We start from the raw sequence: 26,887 nt of genomic DNA, 5'->3' as shown, positions 1-26,887 counted from the left end.
TGGGTCAGGTTCTTCCTGTCAGTGCTGCGGTATAGATGGACGCAAATACATCCGCTTCTATTGGTTTACTGAACAAATAACCTTGGAATTTATCGCAGCCGCTGTCTCGCAAGAACGCAAGCTCCTCTTCTGTCTCAATTCCTTCCGCTGTCACCGCAACCTCAAGACTATGGCCGAGCTGGATTACTGTCTTTACAATAGAAGCATTCACCTGATCAGATGGCAAATGGCGAACGAACGATTGATCCAATTTGATCATATGGATCGGTAGATTCCGCAACCGGCTTAATGAAGAATATCCGGTACCAAAATCATCAATCGCAATCTGGATACCACGCTCTTTCAGCTGTCTCAAGACGTCAATGGCACGTTCCATATCGTGATGTACATAACCTTCCGTAATCTCTAGTATTAGATACCGCGGATCAAATCCCGTCTCTTGCAATACACGATCTACCGATGCAACAAAATCATCTTTGGAAAATTGCCGCAGGGATACGTTCACACTCATCTGAATTTTGGAGAGGCCCTCCGTAGCCCACGCTAAATGCTGTAGGCATGCGGTCCGAAGCACCCACTCCCCAATCGGTATTATGAGTCCGGTCTCTTCAGCTAACGGAATGAACTGCGATGGCGAAACGCAGCCATGAATCGGATGATTCCACCGAATCAACGCTTCTGCGGCAATCAATTCCCCACGATCGTCGAGTAATGGCTGATAATGCAGCAGCAATTCGCCGCGTTCCTGGGCCTTGCGTAATTGATTCTCCATCATCATTCGCTCCGGGATATGCTCCGTCGTCATCTCATGATAATACTGATAACAGGAGCCACCCTTGTCCTTTGCAACATACATCGCCGTATCGGCATTCTTCAGCATGGATGTTAGACTATCGCCGTCCTGCGGATATAGACTGATCCCGATGCTTGCCGCTACGAACAATTCATGAGACGAAATTAGGAAAGCCTTTGATATTTTCTCAATAATCACTTCGGCATAATGGTCAATTTCACTCCGCTTCACGTCTTGCAAGACGACGACGAACTCATCCCCACCTAGCCTTGCACAGCTGGATCGCTGCATCCGGTCATGGAAGATGCTGGACAATCGTCTGGATACATCGGCGATCAGCATATCCCCGACATCATGACCGAGCGTATCATTCACATGTTTAAATCGATCCAAATCCATAAACATCACAGCGAGGTCCTGCCCATGCAATGAAGCATCGGTGATCGCCTGCTCGAGATAGACCGTGAATTGATAGCGGTTCGGCAACCCTGTCAAAGAATCGTAGTACGCCAGCTGCTCCAGACGTTCCTCCGACTTCGCGAGCATCTCGGTCTGTTCGATTAACTGACTGTTCATATGCTGCATTTCATGGAACATCTCGACTACGCGATCCGACATGATTCGGAAATTCGTCACCAAGGATCCAATCTCGTGGATCGCCGTTCGAGGCCATGCGAATACTTGCTGACGCTTCAATTTCTCAGGTAAGTCTGTCGTCATCTTCATCAATTGATTAAGCGATAACATCAGATATGAATTGAAGAACAGCGAGACAATCGCCGCAACCAAGCAAAAGGTGAACATCACAATAAACTTATTGGTATAAGCTAGAATCGTTCCCTGCTGATAATACGATATCGGGATATAGGCAACGACCTTGCTCGGGTTCAAGCCCTGCAACTCCGTAATTAACACATAATAACCATGGTTCCACCGCCATGTCTCATAGCTGTAATGCGTATTGACCGGAATCCATTGATAGAAGTAGCTCTTCGTCTTCAATTTGGTGCTTACCGCGCCTAGCTCTTCCAGCGAAGCTTCTGATTCAATCTGCGTCATTTCCTCGGCCTTCATGCGATTGTAGTGCTGCAGGAATGTGTTGCCGTCCGTCGAGCCCGCAAGTTGGCCGTTCGAGTAGAACAATCCAATCGAGATCGGGCCATTCGCCGATTTATTGACCAATTCTTGTACGAGGCCGCCTGCAAGAATTGTTTTTTGAAGTGTCGTGCGTTTAACTCTCGCTTCTTGCTGGAGACGTTCGATCTCATTCAGCATATGCTGCGTCTGCGTCTGCACCAGCAACCTAGAATCGTGTTCCACCCGATTTCGAATTTGAAAGCTATCCATATACATATTTAGGAGAAAGGGTCCGATGACTGCCGCAATGGAGAGATGCGTTAATAGCTGATTCAAATATATTGTTCGTTTCTTCAGCTTCGGGAATAATCGCCTCCATGGGAGATAGGTAATCATGACATCCCCTAATAAGCCGTTCAATAATCCGCTCATTGCAATCATAAAAACTTGCAGATACATCTCTGAAGCATATGTGCCCATCTGCAAATAATAAATTAACCCTGCTAAAGGCGCCCCCAGGAAAAGCCAAAACAGCCCATCCCATATGAACAGGAATCGCTTCTTCTGCGTAAATACGGTACTGACAACGATGACTTCAACACAAATTAAGAGCACATATATCGAGCTTTCCAGCACAAAATAGGACACCATGCTCACGACAATCGCAGATGCGCTTGCCCAGTAAGGTCCGAATAAATACAAGATAATAAATAGAAATGCGCTACTGAAGAAAATTCGCGCACCATACGAAAAATCAATGACCCATTGCGTCCCGAGCATCGCTAATCCAATACAACAGACAAGTGCAATCAATGCGCGATAGGTAGAAAGCGGATTCAGCTTGCGAGACAGATCGAACACCCTCTATAGCAAAATTATGGAAAAACCTTACTTTAATAGGTTCGACAATTAATTTGTTTTTCCTACTTATTGGTTGATGAATCCCTATATTTTTCGCTTTTGATCGCTTATGAACTAAGTTGCATCGTCCGGGTCACCCACGATTCGATCCACCGCTGATCATGTGTAACGATGAGGATAGATACTCCTTGCTCCGCCATATCCGTACAGAGTTCGAACATCCTCTGTGTATTCGCTAAATCCTGGCCGCTCGTCGGCTCATCCAGAATGAGCAGCTTCGGATCAGTCAACCACATCGAAGCAACACTCAAGAGCCGCTTCTCCCCTTGGCTCAACTGGAACGGGTGCCGATCCCGCTTCTCATACAATCCAATACGCTTGAGCATCTGCTCGCCTTGCTCCTCTATCAAACTCTGATCTGATGTCAACTCTGGACGGCGCTCTCGCATCATACGTAAACTATAAATACACTCTTCCATGACCGTATTCGCAATAAACTGATGTTCTGGCTGCTGATGCACATAACTAAGCCATTTCGCACGATCATAGATTGAGGACTTGCTAATATCCTTACCCTGCATACGAATTGTCCCTTTAGCTGCCGGGAGCAGACCCATAAGCAGCTTCGTCAGCGTAGACTTTCCACACCCATTCGGGCCTGTGAGCGCCGCAATCTCCCCAGGGAATAAATCGAATGAACAAGGCTTCAGACCAACATGACCATTCGGGTATCGATACGTAAGCTCACGCACCTCGATGATCGGTTCAACGGCAATATGTCGCTTGGATTCCGCTGTCTTCACGGATTCTAGAGATGATAGGAATACGGGTAATTGCTTCACATTCGTAATGGACTCGTCCGATTGAATCTCACCCGATTTCATCGTGATTAATCGCGTTGTCCCGCGTGGAATCGCATCGAATCGCGATGCAGTCGCAATGCAAGTGACCCCTTGTTCATGCAGGGCATGCAGTAGCTTGAAGATGGATTGCTTGCCTGCTGCATCGAGACTCGAGGTGACATCGTCTAAGATTAGAATAGGTGTCTTCATGGTTAGTACAGCGGCGATAGCAATCCGCTGCTTCTGTCCGCCAGAGAGTTGATGCACATGGCGATCCCGATAATTCTCCATTGCAACCTGACGAAGTGTTTCTTCCAATCGCCGGATGATCTCCGCTCGCTCTATACGCAAATTCTCTGGAGCAAAGGCAAGCTCATCTTCTACGCTGCCCACGACTAACTGCGCATCTGGGTCTTGGAAGACAAAACCGATCTGCGGTGACAACTGATGGACTTCTTCTGCATGGCCTTGCAATTCGTACTCCTGTACGGTCATTTTACCTTGCATCTGTCCGCCCATTTGTCCGGGAATTAAACCATTCATCATCTGACATAAGGTCGATTTCCCGCTGCCATTCGGCCCGTAGATCGTTACGAATTCTCCTTGTCTAATCGTCAGCGACACATCCCGAACAGCAGGGCGCTCCTCCCCCTCATAGGTATATGTCACCTGATCACATTCGATCAGAACATGCTCTCGTGTCATTTGACATCTCTACCAATATTGAAAGTTCGGAGTAACCCCGTACGCACCATCGCATCCCCAATCATTTTGCTAAGCCATCCACACAAAATGATCCCGCTAATACAGCGTACGATGAGTGCAATCGTCAGTTGCGGCAGGCCCCATTTCAGATAGCCGAACATATTCGCGGCGAAAATAAACCATAGCGGTACAGCACAGAAGCCAATGGTCATCATTACACCCACATTCCATCGTCTATAACGGAAGAGCATGCAGATCAGCTCAACCGCCAGTGCATAACATAGCGCAGCCACTACAGATGCAGCCATGCCATAAGAATTTCCGAGCAGGGTCTGAACCGTCGCACCTATCATGAACGTAATAAATGCTGTTCCTGGCTTACGAATGATATACATCGCAAGTACACCATAAATCATATAGATGCCAACGATGGTAGAGGTTGCAATCGGTCCTCCAAGTGTCGTTAAGAATTGATTCACTGAAGATAGGAATACGGTTAATACCGCATTCGCCATAGCCAATATCGCCATCAATACAATCTCAATCGTTGTAAAACGTTGAAGTTTGGTTGTCGGAGTAGACATGCTTTCATCTTCCTTTGCTTGTAATTTGATATGATAAATAAAATTAAAAACGATATAAACAGATCGCCGTTGCTGCTACGTATACCCCCATGGCAACATACGAAAAAATGGAAACGGGATTCTCTCGCCAATATGTCCGTTCCGGGTATGCACCGAACCCTTTGGTATCCATCGCACTTGCTGTCATCTGCATGCGGCGAACTGAATTCGTGAAAATCGCGATCGAAAATCGCTTCCATGCCTGAACATGCTCCCGTACACCCCTAGGTGGCTTCATCCCACGGATCTGATGGGTTGTGCGAATGGTCTCCGTTTCTTCGGACAAGATAGGCAGAAACCGTAGGGCAAGCGATACTGCGTAGGCAAAGCGGTACGGCACACGAAGCTGCTGCGTCAACATCAGCACGACATCCCGGGGCTCGGTCGTTGCCATGAACATCGCCGAAGTAAGAAATAACGTCATCAGTCGGAACGTAATCGCAGCGGCATAATTGAGTGCTTCATAGGTAACCTGCAGAGGCCCCCATGTGAACCAAGGCGTGCTGCCAGGAAGCCAAATCAATTGGATGAAAAAGAACGGAATGGCGAATACGAGCATATAACGTGCCATTTTACCAAAAACACGTCTTACATGCTTCCTAAGCGATAACCCTATGGCCACAACTACAAGGAAGATGACCCCTTGAATCATAGCAGTGGAGTACGTGAGTACGAGAATCGTAGTACAGAGAACAGCAATTAATTTAGCGAGTGGGTGCATCAGTACAACTCCGTCGTTCATTTTCTGTGTATCAGTATGGGGGAAACCTGGACAAATGTCTATCCCCATGAGAAAAACTTCTATCGATGTATTCTCGAAGATGAGCGACCGCGTTCAGCGGTTGTTTTTATCGCCAATCAAAAAGAAGTTTTCGCTACATTTGCGAAAACTTATACTTTCTGATGTGGTAAGAAAAAAGCCAATCCCCCTACACCAGGGAGATCGGCTTCTTCATTTTGCGAATCACGACTTCATAGTAACGAATCGTGAGCCAATTGCTAATCCATATCGCTCCAATCATGATGAACACCGGCATCATGAACTGAAACCAAGTCAGATCCTCTGTACTTAGACGAATAATCATAAAGAACGGCGCCGAATAAGGGAACATCGACCCTACTTTGAGCAGCAACTCATGATCTACACCAGGAATGAAGAAACACAACATGATCATTGCGATAAATAGAATGGTTACGATGAACATCAACAACAGCATATAGCTTTTTTTCTGCACCGAACCGATCGTGACATATAATCCTACATACTGCGCATAACCTAGGACGAAAAATAACAGCATATATGCGAATAAGGATGGCGTCAAATGACGTAAATCTAGCCAAATTTGCGAATTCAGCATCACGGCCTCAAGCTGCCAATAATCCAATAACACCAGAGATAAAATGATGATAACCAGGAGTTGGATCACACCTGCGGTACCAATCCCGATAATTTTCCCCGTAAATATCAAGGCAAAGTCCTTATACCGTTTATGAACTTTTATCTTAAATAGCTCGCGATCACGATAGATTGATTTCCCAGCCGATACCCCACATTCCACGATAATGACGAATAATACGGCGAGTAAAATATAAATAGGCAGATACACTTCCCCTTTGGAAATAGGAAGTTCGGCAAGGGATTGTCCGTCGGCCGCATAGCATGTACCAATGACGAATAGACTCATGAAGAACGTTGTAACGAGATAGAATCGCGTACGGATTTGTTCTATGAAAGCCCGCACGATCACGCTCCCAATCAATCTCATAGTTCTTCCTCAAAACAAATCATCATATCCCCCGTCTCTATATCCATTATCAACGTTCGTTATCTACATAAACTCTTGAATATGAATCAGTCCAAGCCGTTTGGCTACAATAATCGCCTCAGATCTTGATCGTACATTCAACTTCTCAAATATCCTTGTTAAGTTATATTCGACCGTCCGCTGGCTCATAATGAGCAATCCTGCGATCTCTTTATTACTTAACCCGTTGGCGACTTCTTGCAAAATTTCTTGTTCCTTCTCATTGATCGAGACATCTTCAACTTTCTGGCTGAGACCCGTTCCAGAACGAATGTCATTGCGCCTTAGCTGCTTCAAGAGCGAAATCGGAATGACGGCTTCACCCCGCAGCGCACATCGAATCGCCGCAATCAACTGCTCACGAGACGATGTCTTGCTGATGAATCCTGCCACGCCAGACTCGATTAATATATTGTAGTGTGCGCTAATATCGTAGCCAGAGTAGATTAGAACCGTGAACCCCGAATTGATCGACATCACCCTGCGCGTCAACTCGAGTCCACTAATTCCAGGCATATTCAGGTCGAACAACATAATATCGTATTTATTCTCTCGAATCAGTTGAAGCGCTTCGAGACCTGAGAAGACAACCGTGACATTCATATCCGGCTCTTTCTCGATCATAATCTTCGTGCCTTCTCCAACAGATGGATGGTCATCTACCAACAAAATTTCAATCATTTACGACCCCCCTGGCAATGGCGTACTGGCTGCTCGGCACGGTCTGATAAGGCAGCGTAATAATGACCTCGAATCCTTCACCGACGGCAGAATGGAACATCGTCTCCCCTTCGAACCCAGATACTCGTTCACGAATTCCGGACAGCCCCATATGGCTGAAAGAAGACTGCAGTTGGACCATATCCATCCCAACGCCATTATCACGATAGACATACGCGATATGTTCATGATTCTGACGCAGTAATATTTCGACATTTGACGCTTTGGCATGCTTGGTCGTATTCCGCATTAACTCTTGCGTAATCCGATAGATCGTCAACACATATTCATCATCAAGTTCTAGATTAAAGCCATCATAGTTAAAATCAACCGAATAGTTCGAATGGAATTGTGCGTAGTTGCATAGATTCTCAATCGCTTCAACAATTCCCATTTCCTTCAGGAACGGTGGGCGCAATTCATTGCACGTCTCACGAATCTGGTGCACGACATCCAGCAGGCCTTCTTTGATCTGGGTGAGTCTTTCCTTAACTTCTGTATCGAACGCCGTCTCTTCCAGAATCATCTCTAACTTGCGATACCATAACAATTGATCTTGAAGCGCAGAATCATGTAGATCCGCAGCGAGCCGACGTCTTTCCTTCTCAGTTAATTGAAATAGCATACGGAGCACCCATGCAGGAGCCTTTCCGTGTGAACGCACTTCTAAGTCCATAATGACTCCTTCAATTAGTTGTAAATTCTCGTACACCATGCTGACATAATTGGAAATCGTCTGTAACCAAACAAGTTCATCACGGTTAAACTGCACACGATTCTCTTTGCTGCTAATCCATAACAGGTTGTGCCCTCTCTGATGCTTACCGATGACACAGCAGAGTCCCGAATCAATCTTAATGCAATCACCAACTGCATAATCATGAATCTTGCCTTGTAATTCCTCCGTCAGGCGCGCTTCTTGCTCCGGAAGCAAATCTCCTTGCGAACGGATGAAAACAATGCATCCCTCATCATTCTTCATCTCTAGCAGCGCTGCTGACTTTACGGGAAGTACGTCGAGCACTTCGCGAAGCAGACGCTCCTCCAGATCGGGAACCTTCATCATCTTGCTAATCTGACTCGAGAATCGATCGAGACTCGATTGAAAATTATAGGTACCGATGAACAGCTTTTTGCGGAACCTGAAATCGAGCATGTCTTTGACATATAAAAACAAAATAACACCGATATATATAAATAAGAACATCTGAGCCCATTTGATGAATACATCCTCACTCTGCCTGACTAAAAAATAGACTCCAATGAGAATAAACGAAGTTGGAATGACAGCTAATAGACAATAATAGCGCAATCGATCGAGCACAAACTCAATATCAAGCAAATGATTGGCAGCCATCAAATATACATAAATAATGGGTAATAGAAACAGAAAAATCGCTGCCGTACTCGCCGAGATAATCTCGCGATGGATCAAGATCCACGGGAGCGCATACAAAAAGACAAAAGGAAAAAACGACATAAAATTACCGAATAACATGAATTTAAACAGCGGACGATACGTCGTGTTACGATATTTGCGATAACTCGTAATCAAGATGAGAATGCTAATGGCCGTCCCAATCGAGAATGAGAGTAGCAGCAATTGCATCGCTAACCCATCGAAAAAGTATTGTCCTAGACTCGTAAATACGATTAGACTATTCATTGCTAGAATAAGTCCATTAACGCAATACATAGTAACAATGACATGGAATTTCACAATTTCCAGATTTCTCTGGTTGAAATACCGGTATAGGAAATGAAGAAAGATGACCGGAATCTGCAAGATAGTCACCCATAAGGTGAGCATACCGATATAATCTTTACGGGCGGATGCCCCCGCACTTACATAACTTATCGATACAGCGAGAAAAAAGAGGATCAGCAGATGTGCCGCAGCATCCTCTCTTTTCTTATACAATAGGAACATCGATAGAAACAGTAATACCGTATACAAACAGATGGGTAAGATAGTCTGCTCCATGGATACAGGCTGACCCAACTTAAGATCGAACTGGTACCGTGTGACTTTTCCGTCACGCTCCGTCTCAATGGAATCAATGGAAGACAACAGTCCTACGTTAGGGTAAAACTCGACATCCGCATGATCGATCGAAATGACACGGTCACCCTGCCGGATCCCCAATTTATAGGCTTGGCTGTTCGGTTCAACATTGCGTATGACCCAATGGCTGTCATTTGTTTTTCTCACTTCCAAGCCGATGTACGCAACTCTCAAATCGGTGTACAAAAAGTACAGGACAAGCAGTGTTGCGGCAATCAACACGAAGAACATTCGATTTTTCCTAACGTAACCCATCTTTTGCTCCAATCAGAAGTTTTTTACCCGAAGAACCAGTAGCTTCTTCTTACGCCATCAATTTCAGTCCATTTGCCGCCAGTTATTGTGTCGACAATTGTCTTTTGTTGCGCAGGTGTTACACCAACAAGACTAGCTTGTCCATTCATAACAAGTTGTGGTACTTGCGGGTTATTCGTGAGGTAGTTGATCATTTGTTTAATCATTTACAACTCCACCTTTTCGACTATTTTTTCACTACATTTTTACTATACCATCATCGTCTTCATTTGAGTTCGCAAACGTTATTGCGGTTTTCCGCAATGCACGTTGCGGTGCTTGCGCGATTGGTAGTTTTATATAAAACTTTCCAATTCTTGCTTCCAATGAAGATCAATGGATAGGCCCTCGATATAGGTATGACATTCTTGCTGAAGAAATTGTATATGTACCTGGGTATATGGGATGCAGCCGCCGCGCTCAATTTGGTCCATAATGATGTGTTTGTTCGCGTATAGCTGGTCGACAGTTGCTTGTCCTGCATAATAATCCCGAAGGACTTGAAGCTCCGGCGCTGAATCATCTAGCAAATAAAGAACAGGTAGCGTCCGCTTCCGATGAATAAGATCATTCCTGGTATCCCATCGCAGGATACCTTCCATATCATTGCGAAGCTGCGCGGACATGCCGAACAACTCTCCATAAGCGCCAACTTGATCATTCATTTCTCCTGTCGCAAGTACGCTGCCTAATTGGCAAGCGCAAGCCACAAGTGCACCCGACTTCGCTCGCATCATTGCAAAGCATTCATCTTCTTCGGTAATGGCATTATCGACATCGATGTATTGCCCTCCGACAGATTGATTCAATCGATGTTGGAGTAGTTCGACTGCGATCGACTTGCGGGCCTCATCGAACTTCGTATCTATAATGGCCTTCGTGCTAAGTGCTAGAAATCCGATCGCAGCATTCATAGATTGCGCATTATCGTGCTTCATCCATGGGACACGGTCATTATCTTGATCCTGTAGATCGTCAAAGATATCCAGCGCAAGAACAAGGAATTCAATCGCTGCTGCCCCTGCATACCGTTCTTCTGAAGTCCCTCCGAACATGCTGTAGTGCAATAATGTCAGTTCCCCGAACACGGTAGATTCCGTCATTTTGTATGCAACATAAGATTCCATCAGATCCCGTAGTGCAGGTGGCGTAACATGGCGATGTATGACCTGCTTCATTGCTGATTCCATATGCAATCTGTCCACAAAGATAGCCCCTAACCTCGATATAATTAACCCCATTTTATCGCGTATGTCACAATTAGGCTAGAACAATTGCAGATTTTGGATTATTTTTGCCCTGCATATTCGACAAAAACGGGCTTGCCTTGCGCTGCATAAGCCATGAAGCTCTTATTCATACGATGAATGACCTTGCGATAGGCTTGCGCATCGTTCGAGCGAACATTGAAAGTGCCGTGCCCTTCCTCGAGAACTTGAAACATCAATCGACCGGAGAAAACATATCCATCGACATTCACACAAATGCTGCCATGCGTCTGTCCAGCGGTATGAATAACTTCTAGTGTCTTGCCTCCAAAATGCAGCAGGTCACCATCCTTTAGACCGATATCGATATCAGCGTACGACTGGCGATACTCCATTAAGAAGTTATCCCGATAAATTTGCTTCGAGACGGCCCATTTGTCGTATTCATGCATCGCTACCTGTGCACCTGTCGCTCTCTTCAATTCTTCCAATGCGATCATATGATCTGCATGCGATTGTGTAACTACAATATATTTAATCTCTATCCCGATCCGTTCAACAGCCGCCCAAATTTTCTTAAATCGTGAACCGGGGTCAATAATGACACCAACCCCTTGGCTATGAAGAATGTATGTGGCAGATCCTGTGATTCCTTGCGGGATATAGACAACGTTGACTTCTGCTTGATCGGTTTCGCTCGCAGCCTTCGCCGGTGCAATATCTGAGCGCACACGAACTTGGTTCCAGAACTCACGTGGGACGGATAGATCGCTTGCCGGATGTTTAATCCGAATTGCTGGCTCTTGATGTATGACCGATCGCCGCTGCCCAATGATAAACCGATAAACATTCTCTTTTCTCATGATTGCCCCTTCTTCCTATATGCTCGGTGCTTATCTTTTCACTACTCTAAGCATAAAAAAAATATAGGACTTCTGCACCGAAAACTATTTGTGAAACACCCTAATTTTTCTTTGCGGGACGAACCACAAACCGCGCAAGATTAAATTGCGGAGACCGCAAGAAATTTGTCGAAAAATCCCAAAAGTACCTTTTAATGCGTCTATTTTCCCAGATAGAACTATCCTATACATCCAGTACACGACTAGAGAATTCGTTCTCCGAACAAGGAACAGATCAATTCCATGACTAATGTCGAAGTTTGTTGATTTACGTCTAACGCGGGATTCACTTCAACGAAATCCGCAGAAGTAACACAATCGGATTCCGACAGCAATTCAAGTGCCAAATGTGCCTCGCGATAGCTTACACCACCACGTACAGGCGTCCCGGTTCCAGGAGCTTCCCTTGGGTCTACACTGTCGATATCGAAGCTTAAATGTACGCCGTCCGTCCCATGACTCGCGATGCGAATAGCCTGGAGCATGACGGCCTCCATACCCATACGATCGATCTCATGCATCGTATAGCAGGCGATGCCCTTACTGCGAATAAAGTCCTTCTCGCCAGGATCTAAGTCCCTCGCCCCAACAAACACGACATGCGATGGATCGACCGGGGTGTATTGGCCTTGCGCATCTTCAATGCGCCAATCGGTCCATCCTAGCGCCGCCGCAAGTGACATGCCATGCACATTCCCCGAGGGACTCGTTAGGACCGTATTTAGGTCCGTATGCGCATCGAACCAAATGATACCCAGCTTGGGGCGCATCCGTGTCGCCCCTGCGATACTCCCCGCTGCAATGCTGTGATCTCCGCCCAGAATCAGTGGAAACGTCGAATCGGTTATCGCCTTAGCAACCCGATCTGCGAGTCTTCCGCATACATCCATCACTTCAGGAAGATACCTCGCCTTCGGGTTAACTGCCGCTGATATGGTTGAAGGCGGCGTGATTTCGCTTACAGCAGCTACTTCGATACCATCCTGTTCGAGCCGCTCCAATAACCCTGCTTGTAAGATGGCTTCTGGCCCAAACTCCGCACCCGGGCGTCCTGCCCCCAGTCCGAACGGCACACGAATGATCGTTACTTTTGGATTAGCCATACTCAGAACCTCCTCTACCTGTTAGCACGTTTCTTCATGACTTGCTCAATTCTTATGAGAGCCCAGTCGAGCTGCTCCTTCGTAATGATGAGCGGCGGGGCAAAACGAATCGTCCGTTCATGTGTCTCCTTGCAAAGAACGCCTAGCTCCTTCAGCGCTTCACAGTAAGGTCTTGCCGGGACCGTTAATTCCATGCCAATGAACAAGCCTCGACCTCGAATCTGGTGGATGTGCGGTGATTGGAGCTTAGTGAGTTCATTCATAAAATAAGACCCAAGTGCTTCGGATCGCTCTGCAAGATGTTCCTCCTCCAACACATCCAGAGCGGCGATGGCTACAGCGCAAGCGAGTGGATTACCGCCAAAGGTAGAACCATGTGAACCGGGTTCGAAGACACCCAGAATTTCTTCGTTAGCTGCGACAGCCGAGATCGGCATGACGCCTCCACCTAGCGCTTTACCTACAATATATACATCGGGAATAACCTGCTCCCAATCACATGCGAACTTGCGTCCCGTGCGGCCAAATCCGGTCTGAATCTCGTCCGCGATGAATAAGACGTGATGCTGCCGGCAGCATGTATAGGCCTGCTGCAAATATCCAGCTGGCGGCATCAGAATACCTGCTTCCCCTTGGATCGGCTCGACAAGGAAAGCAGCTGTATTGGGCGTGATCGAGGCCTCCAACGCCTCCAGATCACCGTATGGAATCACCCGGAACCCCGGTGTGAAGGGACCAAATCCTTCGCGATAGGAATCCGTTGAGCTAAACGACGTTACCGTTACGGTACGCCCATGAAAGTTATCGCTGCACACGATGATTTCAGCTTGATCTGCCGGTATTTGCTTGTGCCGATACGCCCAGCGTCGCGCTGCCTTGATCGCCGTCTCTACCGCTTCCGCCCCCGTGTTCATCGGCAGCAGCATAGGTTTCCCCGTATAAGCGGCAAGCTTCGCATAGAATTTCCCTAATGTCTCACTATAAAATGCGCGGGACGTAAGTGTAACTCTATCCGCCTGATCCTTCAAGGCCTGAATAACTTTCGGATGGCGATGGCCATGGTTCATCGCTGAATACGCGCTTAGCATGTCCATGTACTGCCGCCCTTCCATATCCTCTACCCATACGCCCTCCGCTCTCCCAATGACGACAGGCAAAGGGTGATAATTTTGCGCGCCATATCGGTCCGTCTGTGCCATGATGAAATCTGATTGTGACATGGACATTCCTCCCTTTGGGCTGATTTCTTATCTCACTCCTACAGCATATTCACTTGAGCTACTTAAAAGTGCACAACAAATACCCCAGGGAGCATCTCCTGAGGTATAATTGTCGTTCACAGAACATGGCAAGATCACCACTATATTTGGATAACACCCATGCCGAGGCATAAGCAATTTTCAATCATATTGAGCCATTCAATCATTTCAACCGTGTACAAGCCCATGCAACCCTATTTCTAGGGCTACATGGGCTTGTCTCACAAGAGCTATGTTATTTTTTCACCGCTGCTTTCAGAATTTCAATCTTCTGCTTCCTGGATAAATCCGATGAAGTCGAAATACTGTATCCGAATTTACCGCCATCGTGCCAGAACACGTATTTAGGAAAAATGTGCGCAGGGAAGTCATCGTCAAAGAACCCTTTATCCTTGCTGCCATCCTTGTCCACCGTATACTTCGATAACGTCAACGTGTCTTCTCCGTTCGTATACTTCAGTCGGATCGTTGCAGCCTCTTTCCAATCCAGCTTTTTCGTGTAAACCGGTTTGCCGCTCTTTTTCCCTTCATTCCTTAGATCATCAATGAACTTTCCTTCTGTCGGACCTTCAATGATCGCTTTGGTAAACGTATAGCCCGTTGGCAGGTTGGAAGGCTGCTGCATGATGGAGCCCTCCAAGGTCGAAGCTTTCTTCAAGTAATCCTCGTAAGAAGAAAACTCATGGTTCGGCCCCCAAAAGCTAAGATCCAATCCGCTGTTTAAATCCTTATATTTATGATAAATGACATACGTATCACCAGTCTCTTTAACCAATTCCTTCACGCGGTTGATCTCATTTTCGATATACGTTTTTTCCTCTGCAGTTAGAGCCTTGGCTGCATCAGCTGCTTTTTTTATCGCTTTATCCATTTCTTGTTTGTACAACTCACGGTTCACCGAAGAACCCATAACTTCATCGGGATAGATGATTTCGGCGTCCTTACGATCCTGCCCCGATTGTACGGTAGTTGCTTGTGGTATGCTCCCTGCATCTTTCCCCTTAGCATTGACCAGCGTCACGCAGCCAAGCGCGAGAATGATTGTCATCCCTAAAATGGATAGACGATAGGATTTTTTGTTGAATTGTTTGATCATGATAAGTCTCCTTTTCATTTGTTTATGCGTCGCGGACAGACCGGCAATCCCCGGCTGTTGATGTTTGCCTGCGAAATGCTCCAGCACATGGATGATCGTCTGCCCGTATGCACTGTTATGCTGCGGTCTCATCCGATTCAACGCACATGCGTCGCAAGCCATCTCTTGATCCTGTCTTGCTCTTCGTATTGCAAACCATACTAGCGGATTAAACCAATGGAAGATCAGGATGATGTGCATGATCCAATTCACTGCGACATCCCAGCGGCGGATATGGGCGAACTCATGCGCCAGAATATATTGAAGCTGATCCTTTTTCAGTGTCATAAGCAAGCTTGGAGAAATGACGACAACTGGATTAGTAAATCCAACCACTGCAGGTCCGGGAATGCCCTTCGAAGCTATAAACCGTACTTTACGCTTCACACCCATAAGCTGCTTCGTCTCGTGAAACACAGCGGATAATAAAGGTGTCTCAATGGATTTGCCTGCACGAAGGACTTGTCTCAATCGAAGCTGGTCGTATACCGTTTTCGCGGCAAGAAGTAGTACACCTGCAAGCCAAACCAGTGTCAATACATTGGCGAGGCTCATAGACTTCATTTCATTCCACCACAAAATGCTCTGCACAGTTCCCGGTTCAGGTGGATAACTCGCCCCTTCCGCGCTCCCCCCTACCATGCTTCTCTCCAGTGTCAATGTATCTTCGTGACCCATCTCACGATTACTCCCCAGTCCTCTCCACCATTCATGCCAAGCCGAAGGACTTGATGTTTGCTGTTGCATTCCGGGCATGAAAGACTCCAGAGATATGAAATTGTACAGGCTAAGCGAAGATTCCGGCGCCCATGGGAGTAATAAGCGAACTGCTACAGGTATCCATAGTAGATATTTCCACCTGCCTTCAAGCCTATTTTTCAATAAGAATTGCAGGATCAAGACCAATACGATCAGGATGCCGGCCATGAACGATCCACGGATTACCCAACCAAAAATCGAAAATAAACTTGTATGCAGTGAGGGGCTCATTACGTCTCTCTCTTTTCTTCATCGTTGTTGCGGTTATTGTCAAATAACTCCTTCAGATCTTCGATTTCCTGCGCATTCAGCTTTTTGTCTTGTAAAAAATTCGCCAGCATCGGCTTTAATGCCCCGCCATACAGCTTTCTCATAAAGGATGTAGTTTCGAATTGCAGGTACTCCTGTTCACTGATGAGAGGGTAGAACAGTTGCGTGCGCTTCGAACCCTTCTCCAACTTCGCTCCCGCCGCTTCCTTCTGCACCAATCGATTCAGGAGCGTCCTGGTCGTATTTGGGCTCCATCCCATTCGATCTGTCATTTGTTGTACAACCTCGCTGGAAGGGCAATCCGGATTTGCCCACAATACCCGCATAATTTCGAGCTCAGCATCCGTAATGGATGGTATTTGGTTCATGCATGAAACCTCCTAAATCAAATTGCTCAGACGTTATAGAAAACGAGTTGCAATGAATCGTGCAACGCGAGTTCAAAATATTATTTTTTTAACGCAGCTTTCAGAATTTCGATTTTCTTTTCTCTTGAAATATCCGATGAGGTTGAAATATAGTAACCGAACTTGCTACCATCCTGCCAGTAAACATACTTTGGAAAAACATTCGCCGGGAACTTATCATCAAAATAACCTTTATTTTTTCTGTCCTTTGTTTCTACGGTGTATTTATTAAAGGCCAACGTATCATCCCCGTTCGTGTACTCCAGTCGGATGTCTTCCGCCTCATTCCAATTCATCTTTTTCATATAAATGGGTTTTCCACTCTTCTTGCCTTCTGCTCTCAAATCATCAATGAACTTTCCTCCCAATGGACCTCCAATTCTAGCTTTGGAGAACGTATATCCCTCGGGTAAGTTGGAAGGCTCCTGCAAGATGGTACCCTTCAAGGTCGTAGCTTTTTTTAGATAGTCTTCATATGTGGTGTATTCCTGTGTCAGTCCCCAATAGCTAAGATCGAGTCCGCTATTAAGCGCCTTGTATTTATGGTACAGGACATATGTATCGCCCGTCTTCATCACCAGCTCCTTCACTCTTTTGATCTCTTGTTCGATGAATTTTTTTTCCTCTGCCGTTGGAGCTTTGACGGCTACTTTTTGGGTAGCTGTTTTTGGGGATGGCTTGGAGGATGCCGCCTCCACCGTGATGTTCATAGAAGAACCCAACAATAGAATACTGCTAAGGGTTGCGATTGCTACTTTTGATGCTACTTTCATTTGAAATACTCCTTACACATTATTATTTTAAGATACATCTGCAGTTGAACTTTAATACTACAATTGTAGTTCTATTTAATACTACAACTGTAGTTTTGTATTGTCAACACGTTTTTTGCTACATACGAATCCAGCTAAAAAAACAGCAGACCATCACTCGCCTAATCGGCAAACGACAGTCTGTGCATCAAATCTATCTATTCCTCGATGAACCTCAAGCATTCCAAAGGGCCTGTGAAGATAACACCGATTGCCTCATAAGCTGTTAAGCTTAACGAAATACCCTACAATAAAAAGAATCCAAATGTGGACCGGATAAAACGTGTAAAACATATATTTCGTAAACTTCGTATTTGGTCCACGTCCCCCGTTATACATGAGGATAGGGATAATCGCGAAGATCATCATCCACTGCGCATCGAAGAGAAACAGCGCATCGTAGGTGAAATTCATTCCGAGCCCAATCGTCAGGACGAAGCATACACCCACATACAATGCAGCCATAAGCCCTTTTCGGTTACGGCAGAAATAGAATACCAGCGTCATGACCACGCCATATAGTGATGCTTCGGAATATAGAAAAGCAATCGCGGCAGCGACAACAGCAATCGGCACACCAAGGAATAGTCCCTTACGATCCCACTTCGCCCATTCCAATCCCATCATCATGACAACCGCAAGTGCAAGCGATAAGAAAATATTGTTATGAATCGGGGTACTCTGCGGAAAGCACCATGCTAGCCATTGAGACCCGCCGAACATTACGGCAGCCCAGCCGAACAGTCTGCCTGCATATCGCATGCGATTTCTCGTATAGAAGAACCCTTCGACCACAAAATAGAAGAAAATCGGGGATACCAATCTACCAAAATAATTAAGCCACATCGGCGTACCCGGTATAAATTGATGAACATGATCGAAGACCATGAAGACCATGGCGATGATTTTGAGTTGAAATGCATTTAATCTTAGGAATTGCATGTTGTCTTGCCTCCTGTCTGTCCTACTCTATGTTTTTAGACGTGTGACTAGGACAGATCCCCTGCACAATCATATTGGGAATGAATACCTTCATGTTTCTTACAATGAGCTGACATGAGCTCATTCATCTTCTCCCCTGCCCTCAACGGCCATCCGGAGTCTTTGCAGTTGGCTTCTTTGTGCTTGATGAATCGTATCAGGGAGGAGGGGTGTCTCTTGGAGGAGCCTGCGTTCGGCATTTGGTAGCCCATTCCTTCCTTCATGTCTAATCAAAGGAATGGGCGAACAAGAGCCGACCGGAAAGAGATACCCCTCCCCGACCCTTCGATTCATCCTCTAGCACAAAAAAGCCATCAGGAACAATTCCTGATGGCTCTCATTTAAAACTCAAATACGAAGTCTTCGTCGCGAAGCGGCTCCACATTCGTCGTCCGAACGTAGCCGTTCCCTTTCTTCGAGAAGAAGTCATGCTGCTTCGTCTTCGTGCTCAACCCGTTCAGCACGATCGGGTTCACTTCTTCCTCGGCGAACTTCGGCTCAAGACCGAGGTTCATGAGGGCTTTGTTCGCGTTGTAACGTACGAACGATTTCACATCTGCCGCCAAACCGATCGTGGTGTAGATCGAATCCGTATAGGATTCCTCGTTCGCTTGCAGCTGCTCAAGCAGATCATACAGCTCGCGCGTGCATGCTTCCTGTTCTTCAGCTGTTAGCTTCGCAAATACTTCTTGTGCCAAGACGCCCACGTAAACCCCGTGGATACTCTCATCGCGAATGATCAAGTCGATGATCTCGCCGCTGCTCGTCATTTTACCTTGGCCGGCAAGGTAGAGCGGATAGAAGAATCCGCTATAGAACAAGTAGCTCTCGAGCAATACGGAAGCTGCCATCGCCATGTATAGATCGCGTGGCGTTACGATCGATGTGTAATACCCGGAGATCAGCTTCGCTTTCTTCTGTAGATGCGGCTCATTTTCCACCCATTTGAACAGTTGATCGATTTCCTCACTGTTTGCCAGCGTTGTGAAGATGCTGCTGTAGGACTTCGCATGGATTTGCTCCATCATGCCCATGAACGCGAGTACCGCTTTACGCTGCAAACCATCCACATGCTCAAGGATCTTCGGCATTCCCACGCCGCCTTGAATCGTATCCAGAAGCGTTAGGCCGCCGAGCACTTTCATATACGTATCACGTTCTGCCGGCTTCAGCGCCACCCAGGACATTTTATCATCCGAGAGTGGAATCTCTTCATCCGTCCAGAACTGCATAATATTCTGATTCCAAAACATTGCTGTAAAATCGTCATCCGGACGATTCCAATTGACTGCTTTCATGTCTTTCTTCCCCCTAGTTCATGAACCTATGAACCTCTATTATACTGAACAGCTAATGCATTCTTCTACAGATAAATGATTGGTTCTTGTGTAATAGAGCGACTTCAGCCCTTTACGTGCCGCGTAGAGGTAGTATCTAGCTAGCTCACGTGTTGTTACATTACTATTCACGTGCAGAACCGTCGAGATCCCTTGATCCACGTGCTGCTGAATTTCTGCAATGATATCGATAACCTTGAACTGATCCATTTGATACGCGGATTTATAGTAGAAATAGTTATCCTTTGCCAAGTACGGCATTGGGTAGTAAGTTGTTGAGTTCGCATACGTCCGTGTCTCGATGTGCTCAACGATCGGCATAACGCTCGAAGTAGCATTCTGAATGTAAGAGATACTTTGCGTTGGCGCAATAGCCAAGCGGTAAGCATGGTACAGACCGTGTGCTTGAACTTTGGCTTTGAGCGCCGTCCAATCCTCAGGTGATGGAATCTCCATGCCAGCGAATAGCTTCAGAGCCTTTTCTGAGCGTGGGCGGAAGTCTGTCTCTTCATATTTTGTAAAGTAATTCCCGTTCGCATATTCCGACTTGTCGAAGTCACGGAATGTCACGTCGCGATCGCGGGCGATTTCCATACTTTTCTCCAAGGAATAGTAATTCATCATCATGAAGAACGCGCTCGCGAATTCCTTCGCATCATCGCTGTCATAGGCGATCTTGTTCTTCGCTAAATAACCATTCAAGTTCATTGCGCCTAGACCAACGGAATGCATCTCCGTGTTCGCTTTACGTACACCTGGTGCATTCGGAATACTCGTCATGTCGCTAACCGCCGTTAGTGCTTCGATACCTTCATGAACGGATTCTTTGATCTTGCCGTGTTCCATTACGTTCACGATATTTAATGACGCTAAGTTACAGCTAATATCGCGGCGGATCACATCACCTTCGCCATAGTTGCCGATCTCGGATGTCTCTTGCAGTTGGAAGATCTCCGTGCAAAGGTTGGACATCTTAACCGAACCGATGCCTTTGAGGGCATGCGCTTCATTCGCATTGGTTTTATTCATAATGTACGGGTAACCGGACTCTAATTGAATCATCCCGATCTTCACGAGCATATCGCGCGCGCTCATGATGACTTTCTTCTTCACTTTATCGTTCGCCAGTAATTCATCATACATCTGATCTAGATCCATGTCATCCAGATGAATGCCGTATTCTTTGTAGACCGAATAAGGTGCAAATACGTGCAATGGTTGGTTCTCTTCCGCTAGACGGTAGAATTTGTCCGGAACGATCAGCCCGATCGAGAGCGTCTTGATCCGCAATTTCTCGTCCGCATTGATTTTTTTACAATCAAGGAACTCGACAACGTCCCATCCGAAAATATTGTAGTACCCTGCGCCAGAGCCCTTACGTTGACCCATTTGGTCCGCATAGGAGAATGCATCCTCCATTAGCTTCAGGACAGGCATGATGCCTTTCGCTGCGCCTTCGACGCCTTTGATCGCCTCTCCGCGACCGCGAAGCTTCGAGAGGTTCACGGCCACGCCGCCGCCGATTTTCGATAATTGCATACATGTGCCAAGCACATAATTAATGGAGTTAAGTGCATCATCCATCTCGAGTAGGAAGCACGATACCATCTCACCGCGGCGCTTCTTACCAGAGTTCAAGAATGTTGGTGTTGCAGGCTGTACGCGCTGCTCCATCATCGCAACCGCAAGACGTTTGGCTTTGTCGAAATCGCCATCACCTAAATGTAGAGATACCATCGATACGCGATCTGAATACTGCTCAAGGTATTGCGTGTGGTCATTGCTCTTCAAGGCATAGTCGACATAAAATTTAGAAGCTGCCATGTAGGACTGGAATTCGAACCCCGATGCTCTCGTTAGTTCAAAAAGTTCCTCGACCTGGGCAGCCGTATATTTCTCATAAACATTCTCGTAGTATTCATGCGCAATCATATATTCAACTTGCTCATGGATCGTCTCGAACCGCAAGCTCTTACTTTCTACTTCTTCCATAAATGCTGTTACCGCCTCATGGTCACGATCCAATCGGAAAAATCCGTCCGCGTCACGAAGCATCAACTGGTTATTTAACTCAATATGCCGCAATGCTATTCACTCCCTCTACAAACCGTTGCACATCATTTGTCGTGCCCGATAGTTCAAATTTCGAAATGACTGGTACATCATACATCATCGCAATCGTATCTGCGCTCTTCGCAAAGCTGGTTCCCCAGTTACGATTCCCGCTTGCCGATACGCCTCTCATATACGAACCGTTCTTCTGTAGAAAAGATTGTACCTTCTCTGGAACTTGACCGAACCCTGTCGTATACGTAATCAGCACGAATGGCTCATCCATCTGTGTCTGCTCGTCGATCTCCACAGTCCTCATGTTCAATTTATGTACAAATCTTTTTACGTTCCCGGTCTTAGAATCAAATGCGATGACCATTTCGTAACTCAGTCCTCTCTCTTATGCTCATAAAATACCCCCACAAAGTGACACACTACCTTCGAATCCGACTCAGGTATTTTGTGGGGACCTCAAAAATTATACATTCTACTCATTAAAAAAAGCGCATCCGGCACAATGAACCGAACGCACCTTAACGATAGTTCACTCATTAAGACGACGCCAGCACGTTCCTATCTCCGTAGGGATGACATGTGCAGATGACAGGCAGGTCTCCTGACTCAAGGATCATCGTGATTGCCGCCTTCCCGATTTGTACTAATCAGTGGCTCTCTAGCAACCGCTCCTCTATTACAGTGGCGGGACCGCGCCGGATTTCAACCGGACTTCCCTATTAATCTTTGCACTCTAAGACTAGAGGTGCAAAAAACCTGTACATCACGATATGTAGTTGTGCTTAATCAATTTACATCAATATATTGTGCTTGTCAATACAATGACATGCCTATATTTTGCGTTGGAAAGGGATACAATCGGCGTAAAATAAGGGTTTCTATTCAAATAAAAATATTATATTTTAGATAAATTTAAGATAAAAATAGAGAAGAGCCTTACACCGTCACCAAGACGGAAGCAAGACTCCTCCACGTGATCGTCATTCCTACAAATCAACTTCAACATCTACATCTTGTGTGTTAGAGAGATATTCATTACAATTCTTATTCCGTTAAAACACTGACCTTTTCGATCCTTTCTTTATGCCCGTACAACTCCTTGATCACCTGTTCAATCGGCAGCGCATCGATCGTCATATCTTGCAGCGTGCAGCGCTCGTTCATCAGCTGAATGAACCGCTTGAGCGGTAGACAATCCGTGTCGAGCTCCAACTCCGCATCTTTGGCTGAATGCAGCTTAAGCACGGTAACACCCTCAATCCCATACCAATCCGCAGGCTGCTCGGTGACGATCCGAACTTTCTTCTTCGCGCCGAGAAAATTGCGCAGCGCCATGATCGAGTCATCAAACACGATTTCGCCATTATTAATGACGATAACACGACGTGCAAGCTGTTCAATATCCTCCAGATCATGTGTGGTTAAAATAAACGTTACGCCTTGCTCATTCATCTCCTGAATAAAGCTGCGAATTTTCTCCTTCGCGATGACATCCAGCCCGATCGTAGGCTCGTCGAGGAACACCACGGATGGGCGATGCAACATCGCCATAATGAACTCACATTTCATTCGTTCTCCGAGCGACAGCTGCCTTGTCGGCTTCCGCATAATCTCCTCGACCTCAAGCAGCCTGGATAGTCTGTGCAGTGTTCCTTCAAATGCGGCATCATCGATCGCATAAATGGCTTTGTTCATATAGAACGCGTCAAGCGGGGGAATATCCCATAACAGTTGGGACTTCTGCCCGAATACCGCTCCAATGTTGCGCACATATCGCTTACGTTGTTTCCACGGCGTGCATCCTAAGATACGGACATCCCCTGAGGTAGGGTGCAGGACCCCCGTGAGCATCTTCAGTGTCGTCGATTTCCCCGCACCATTCGGTCCGAGAAAGCCAACGATCTCTCCAGGTTCTACCTTGAAGGTTAGCCCTTTGACTGCAGGTACGAGGACGGTCTCCCGCTTAAATAGACTGCGCAGCGTTTCCTTAAACGACGACCCACGGGTATACGTTGTATAGGTCTTATATAAATTGTGGACTTCAATCATTTCGTGTCACCCCCCTGCGCTCGTATAATTGCGAAGCATACTATGCCAGAACATAAGACCTGCTCCACAGAAAATAATGCTCGTCCCCATCGATAGCCACGCCCCATCCGCACCTTTTCCGAGCAGCGCAGACGCTGGCAGGAAACCTATCATGGCAATTGGAATGACATACGTGAAGAGTTGCTGAAACAATTTCGAGAAGATCGTTCCCGGATACATTCCAAACATCGACATGGAATCGAACATATCATAAACACGACTGCTGCCGACCCATTTGAACAGTAGTCCCGACAAGAACAACGAGAACGCAAATAAGACAAGCAGTGAACAGAGGAACAGGACAGCGAACTGAATCCAATGCAATGCACTAGGTACAGGCACCCCTGACAAAGCGAGACCAAATAATACACCACCGCTAATTAGACGACCGAAATCGTCCAAATCAAAAGCATTCATCATCGCAAGAAATAGAATTGGTCGCGGCTTCAGCAGGAAGACATCGAACGAACCTTCACGAACATGATAGAGCGTCGTCGATACAATCCCAAAGAAAAATGGAAATGCGACCCCCTTGGCGAGTGTAAACACGGCCTGGATAAGCAGTGCCTCCTGCAGTGTCCATCCCGGAAAGCTTGCTCCCGAACGATAGACAAGCAGAGTGACCAATGGGATCATAAAATCACCTAAGAGCATGAGCAGCACACTAATGGCAAAATCCGTTCGGTAAGCCATTCGCTCTGCCAGCTTCGTCTTGATTACCGCTCTGTAGCAAGCGAGCAATGACTTCATACCCCCACCCCCGTAAATTTCCGGGCACCCAGGTGAACCAGGAGCTGACATACCCCCCACATGCAGAGCACTGCGAATGCCTGCAACCCGACGACCTGCGGAATCGACATCGTGATCCCAGCAAGCTCATAGCTGCCAATATAGACACGTACAGGGACATACTGCATGAACTGAAAGGGCAAGTAAAAGAGTACATGCTGCAATCCTTCTGGAAAAAAGGAAAGCGGCACGAATACACCTGCGGTAATGTCACGCATCAGCAAGAATACACGCCTGACTCCTTCCGCATTCGTCAGCCAGAAGGCGGTTAATCCAATGGAGTAATTGACGAAAAACGTCATCAAGAAACCTAAAATAATTGAGAGCACTGCCCAGAACGGCTGCGGAGGCAGCAGCTTGATTTTGAAAATAAAGAGATAAATCAGAAAAACCGGAATAAATTCCATCCAGAACCCGAGCGTGCGATGACCAACCTTCTGAGCCAATGCGAAACCTACATGAGAGACTGGGCGTAAAATAAACGTGACATATTTCCCTGTACGGATGAGCATCTGTAGATTCCAATCGGCGAAATCGAACGTCAAATAGGTAATAACAGACATGACACCGTAATATGTCAACATTTCTGACAGAGTAAATCCGTTCAATATATCTTGCGATGCATAAACCGCATGCCAGATGAAATACTGTACTAGAAAGTACACAGGACCGATGAAGATAGAAACCGCCATATGCGAGCGATAAGCCGCCCATTCTTTGTACGTCGCGAAGGCTACCGCACGTACGAACCGTAAGGCTTGCATTATTGCAAGCCCGACCAGATCATATTTTTAATGCTAACAATCGATTCGGGAACCCAGCCATTCGCTGTCGGCACGAAGAACGAGACGACGAAATCTTCCTCTGCATCGACCATTAGTGCACAGCGTCCTGCCCCTTCATGATAGAACGTCCCAGACTTGAACGGATCGAACACGCGTCCTAGCTGGCTGCTAAGTCCATAGGGCATATCCTTCAACCGGTCCCCCCAATTGAAGGCTGGAATACCTGCCGAGAATTGATTCTGTGCAAGACGCTCTACGGACCTTCGGCTAAGAATACGCGCTCCTTGATAGGTTCCTTGGTTCAGCATCATCAGTCCGAAGCGATTCATATCTGCAAGGGTCGAATACAGCCCGCCACCCGCTCGAGGCGGTGACCAGCCCCCATCCTCTGTTCTTGTTAATCGATTTAAATCCCAGTCGTCAACCGTGCATACTTCATGGTGAAGCTCCTCAGGAACTTCGAAAAACGTCCGATGCATCCCGAGCGGCTCCAGAATCGTCTGACGCACATAATCATTGTAGGACATCCCCGTGATCTGGCTAATGATATCCCCCAAGATCGAAAAGCCGGTCGAGGAATAGTTCCAATTCTCCCCTGGCTGACAGACCAATGGTCCAGCTAGTACGGACTTGATCCATCTAGACCTGCGATAAGCAATATCCTCCGCTTCTGTACGTTCTGGCTTCGAAGCATCCGAATCATCGCCAAATGCAAATGCAATATCCCAAGGACCAGACGGGTAGGGCTCGGTGAAATAACCCGGGTCCGGCGCGAGCCCCGATGTATGTGTTAATAAATGGGTAATCGTAATCCGTTCATAGTGGCGATGATCAAATTCTGGGTACCAATCCTTCACAGGCTGTGTTAGATACAGCTTCCCTTCCTCCATTAACCGCATGATTGAGACGAGTGTGAACCATTTCGTGACCGAAGCGATCTTCCGGATCGACGTCGGCTGCAATTCACTTGCAGGGTCTGTGTGCCGAAGCGCGCCTAGCGCACGTACCGCGAAAGTCTGTCCGCCGCGCGCGAGCATATAGGAAGCGCATTGCAGCTTCCCTTCATTAATTAATCCCATTAAGAATGTGTCGAGCTGTTGCAAGGTACTCTCTCGGTACCCTGCTTCCGAAGGTGAAATATCGGTCAGTCCATGATGTATACCAAGGCTCATATCGTTTCCCCGCCCTTTCTTTCTTCCA

23 protein-coding genes and 1 riboswitch are annotated in these 26,887 nt (G+C 46.6%); all 23 genes read right to left on the bottom strand.

Translation table 11 applies throughout. The annotated features are described in order from the left end of the window. Positions 1–4: 4 nt before the first annotated feature. The 23 genes from ACFQZR_RS08425 to ACFQZR_RS08315 all read right to left on the bottom strand — a co-directional run bounded on the left by ACFQZR_RS08425 (position 5) and on the right by ACFQZR_RS08315 (position 26,859). Entirely contained in the window at positions 5–2,731 is a 2,727-nt protein-coding gene (locus tag ACFQZR_RS08425) for a putative bifunctional diguanylate cyclase/phosphodiesterase (RefSeq protein ID WP_379344764.1), read from the bottom strand. 107 nt (positions 2,732–2,838) lie between these two features. Continuing rightward, entirely contained in the window at positions 2,839–4,278 is a 1,440-nt protein-coding gene (locus ACFQZR_RS08420) for an ABC transporter ATP-binding protein (RefSeq protein ID WP_379344762.1), read from the bottom strand. Continuing rightward, positions 4,275–4,862: an ECF transporter S component gene (locus ACFQZR_RS08415; protein WP_379344760.1), complete on the bottom strand. Its 588-nt coding sequence runs from the start codon at positions 4,860–4,862 to the stop codon at positions 4,275–4,277. Before ACFQZR_RS08415 ends, ACFQZR_RS08420 begins: the two co-directional genes overlap by 4 nt. A 43-nt stretch (positions 4,863–4,905) precedes the next feature. Beyond that, positions 4,906–5,643 (bottom strand): energy-coupling factor transporter transmembrane component T family protein, encoded by a 738-nt coding sequence (locus tag ACFQZR_RS08410; protein WP_379344758.1) that lies wholly within the window; start codon positions 5,641–5,643, stop codon positions 4,906–4,908. A 187-nt stretch (positions 5,644–5,830) separates the two neighbouring features. Beyond that, positions 5,831–6,643 (bottom strand): ABC transporter permease, encoded by an 813-nt coding sequence (locus tag ACFQZR_RS08405; protein ID WP_379344756.1) that lies wholly within the window; start codon positions 6,641–6,643, stop codon positions 5,831–5,833. Positions 6,644–6,730: 87 nt separating this feature from the next. After that, positions 6,731–7,387 (bottom strand): response regulator transcription factor, encoded by a 657-nt coding sequence (locus ACFQZR_RS08400; RefSeq protein WP_018754853.1) that lies wholly within the window; start codon positions 7,385–7,387, stop codon positions 6,731–6,733. Continuing rightward, a complete protein-coding gene (locus tag ACFQZR_RS08395; protein WP_379344754.1) occupies positions 7,380–9,722 on the bottom strand; it encodes an ATP-binding protein in 2,343 nt (780 codons plus the stop codon). The genes ACFQZR_RS08400 and ACFQZR_RS08395 overlap by 8 nt, the downstream gene beginning before the upstream one ends. A 47-nt stretch (positions 9,723–9,769) precedes the next feature. Continuing rightward, entirely contained in the window at positions 9,770–9,952 is a 183-nt protein-coding gene (gene comX, locus ACFQZR_RS08390) for a competence pheromone ComX (protein ID WP_379344752.1), read from the bottom strand. Between the two features lie 129 nt (positions 9,953–10,081). Then, positions 10,082–10,963 (bottom strand): polyprenyl synthetase family protein, encoded by an 882-nt coding sequence (locus ACFQZR_RS08385; RefSeq protein WP_379344750.1) that lies wholly within the window; start codon positions 10,961–10,963, stop codon positions 10,082–10,084. Positions 10,964–11,073: 110 nt separating this feature from the next. Next, positions 11,074–11,856, bottom strand: a complete 783-nt coding sequence (locus tag ACFQZR_RS08380) for an MBL fold metallo-hydrolase (RefSeq protein WP_379344748.1) — start codon at positions 11,854–11,856, stop codon at positions 11,074–11,076. Between the two features lie 242 nt (positions 11,857–12,098). Further along, positions 12,099–12,998 (bottom strand): arginase, encoded by a 900-nt coding sequence (gene rocF, locus ACFQZR_RS08375; RefSeq protein ID WP_379344746.1) that lies wholly within the window; start codon positions 12,996–12,998, stop codon positions 12,099–12,101. Between the two features lie 14 nt (positions 12,999–13,012). Beyond that, positions 13,013–14,218 (bottom strand): ornithine--oxo-acid transaminase, encoded by a 1,206-nt coding sequence (locus ACFQZR_RS08370; protein WP_379344744.1) that lies wholly within the window; start codon positions 14,216–14,218, stop codon positions 13,013–13,015. A 274-nt stretch (positions 14,219–14,492) separates the two neighbouring features. Further along, positions 14,493–16,382: a M56 family metallopeptidase gene (locus ACFQZR_RS08365; RefSeq protein WP_379344742.1), complete on the bottom strand. Its 1,890-nt coding sequence runs from the start codon at positions 16,380–16,382 to the stop codon at positions 14,493–14,495. After that, on the bottom strand, positions 16,382–16,789 hold the full coding sequence (locus ACFQZR_RS08360) for a BlaI/MecI/CopY family transcriptional regulator (RefSeq protein ID WP_314587410.1): 408 nt from the start codon (positions 16,787–16,789) through the stop codon (positions 16,382–16,384). Before ACFQZR_RS08360 ends, ACFQZR_RS08365 begins: the two co-directional genes overlap by 1 nt. Positions 16,790–16,869: 80 nt before the next feature. Then, complete coding sequence (locus tag ACFQZR_RS08355; RefSeq protein WP_379344739.1) at positions 16,870–17,601, bottom strand: hypothetical protein; 732 nt, start codon at positions 17,599–17,601, stop codon at positions 16,870–16,872. A 255-nt stretch (positions 17,602–17,856) separates the two neighbouring features. Further along, positions 17,857–18,582, bottom strand: a complete 726-nt coding sequence (locus ACFQZR_RS08350) for a TraX family protein (protein ID WP_379344737.1) — start codon at positions 18,580–18,582, stop codon at positions 17,857–17,859. Between the two features lie 380 nt (positions 18,583–18,962). Beyond that, the gene (gene nrdF / locus ACFQZR_RS08345; protein ID WP_379344735.1) at positions 18,963–19,919 is read right to left on the bottom strand and encodes a class 1b ribonucleoside-diphosphate reductase subunit beta; all 957 of its coding nucleotides are present in this window, start codon (positions 19,917–19,919) and stop codon (positions 18,963–18,965) included. Positions 19,920–19,958: 39 nt separating this feature from the next. Continuing rightward, the gene (gene nrdE, locus ACFQZR_RS08340) at positions 19,959–22,043 is read right to left on the bottom strand and encodes a class 1b ribonucleoside-diphosphate reductase subunit alpha (protein ID WP_379344733.1); all 2,085 of its coding nucleotides are present in this window, start codon (positions 22,041–22,043) and stop codon (positions 19,959–19,961) included. After that, the gene (gene nrdI, locus ACFQZR_RS08335) at positions 22,030–22,389 is read right to left on the bottom strand and encodes a class Ib ribonucleoside-diphosphate reductase assembly flavoprotein NrdI (protein WP_379344731.1); all 360 of its coding nucleotides are present in this window, start codon (positions 22,387–22,389) and stop codon (positions 22,030–22,032) included. Before nrdI ends, nrdE begins: the two co-directional genes overlap by 14 nt. A gap of 210 nt (positions 22,390–22,599) precedes the next feature. Then, positions 22,600–22,800: riboswitch (cobalamin riboswitch) on the bottom strand. Between the two features lie 269 nt (positions 22,801–23,069). Then, positions 23,070–24,074: an ABC transporter ATP-binding protein gene (locus ACFQZR_RS08330; RefSeq protein WP_379344729.1), complete on the bottom strand. Its 1,005-nt coding sequence runs from the start codon at positions 24,072–24,074 to the stop codon at positions 23,070–23,072. A gap of 6 nt (positions 24,075–24,080) precedes the next feature. After that, entirely contained in the window at positions 24,081–24,863 is a 783-nt protein-coding gene (locus ACFQZR_RS08325) for an ABC transporter permease (RefSeq protein WP_379344727.1), read from the bottom strand. Next, positions 24,860–25,666 carry an ABC transporter permease gene (locus ACFQZR_RS08320; RefSeq protein WP_379344725.1) on the bottom strand — a complete coding sequence of 269 codons (807 nt, stop codon included), beginning with the start codon at positions 25,664–25,666 and terminating at the stop codon, positions 24,860–24,862. The genes ACFQZR_RS08325 and ACFQZR_RS08320 overlap by 4 nt, the downstream gene beginning before the upstream one ends. Continuing rightward, positions 25,666–26,859, bottom strand: a complete 1,194-nt coding sequence (locus ACFQZR_RS08315; RefSeq protein ID WP_379344723.1) for a serine hydrolase domain-containing protein — start codon at positions 26,857–26,859, stop codon at positions 25,666–25,668. Before ACFQZR_RS08315 ends, ACFQZR_RS08320 begins: the two co-directional genes overlap by 1 nt. Between the last annotated feature and the right edge of the window lie 28 nt (positions 26,860–26,887).

Source organism: Paenibacillus sp. GCM10027629, from assembly GCF_042676425.1.
Classification (GTDB): domain Bacteria; phylum Bacillota; class Bacilli; order Paenibacillales; family Paenibacillaceae; genus Paenibacillus_K; species Paenibacillus_K terrigena.
The sequence above is the reverse complement of the archived record's forward strand: the minus strand, read 5'-3'. Positions and strand labels throughout refer to the sequence as shown.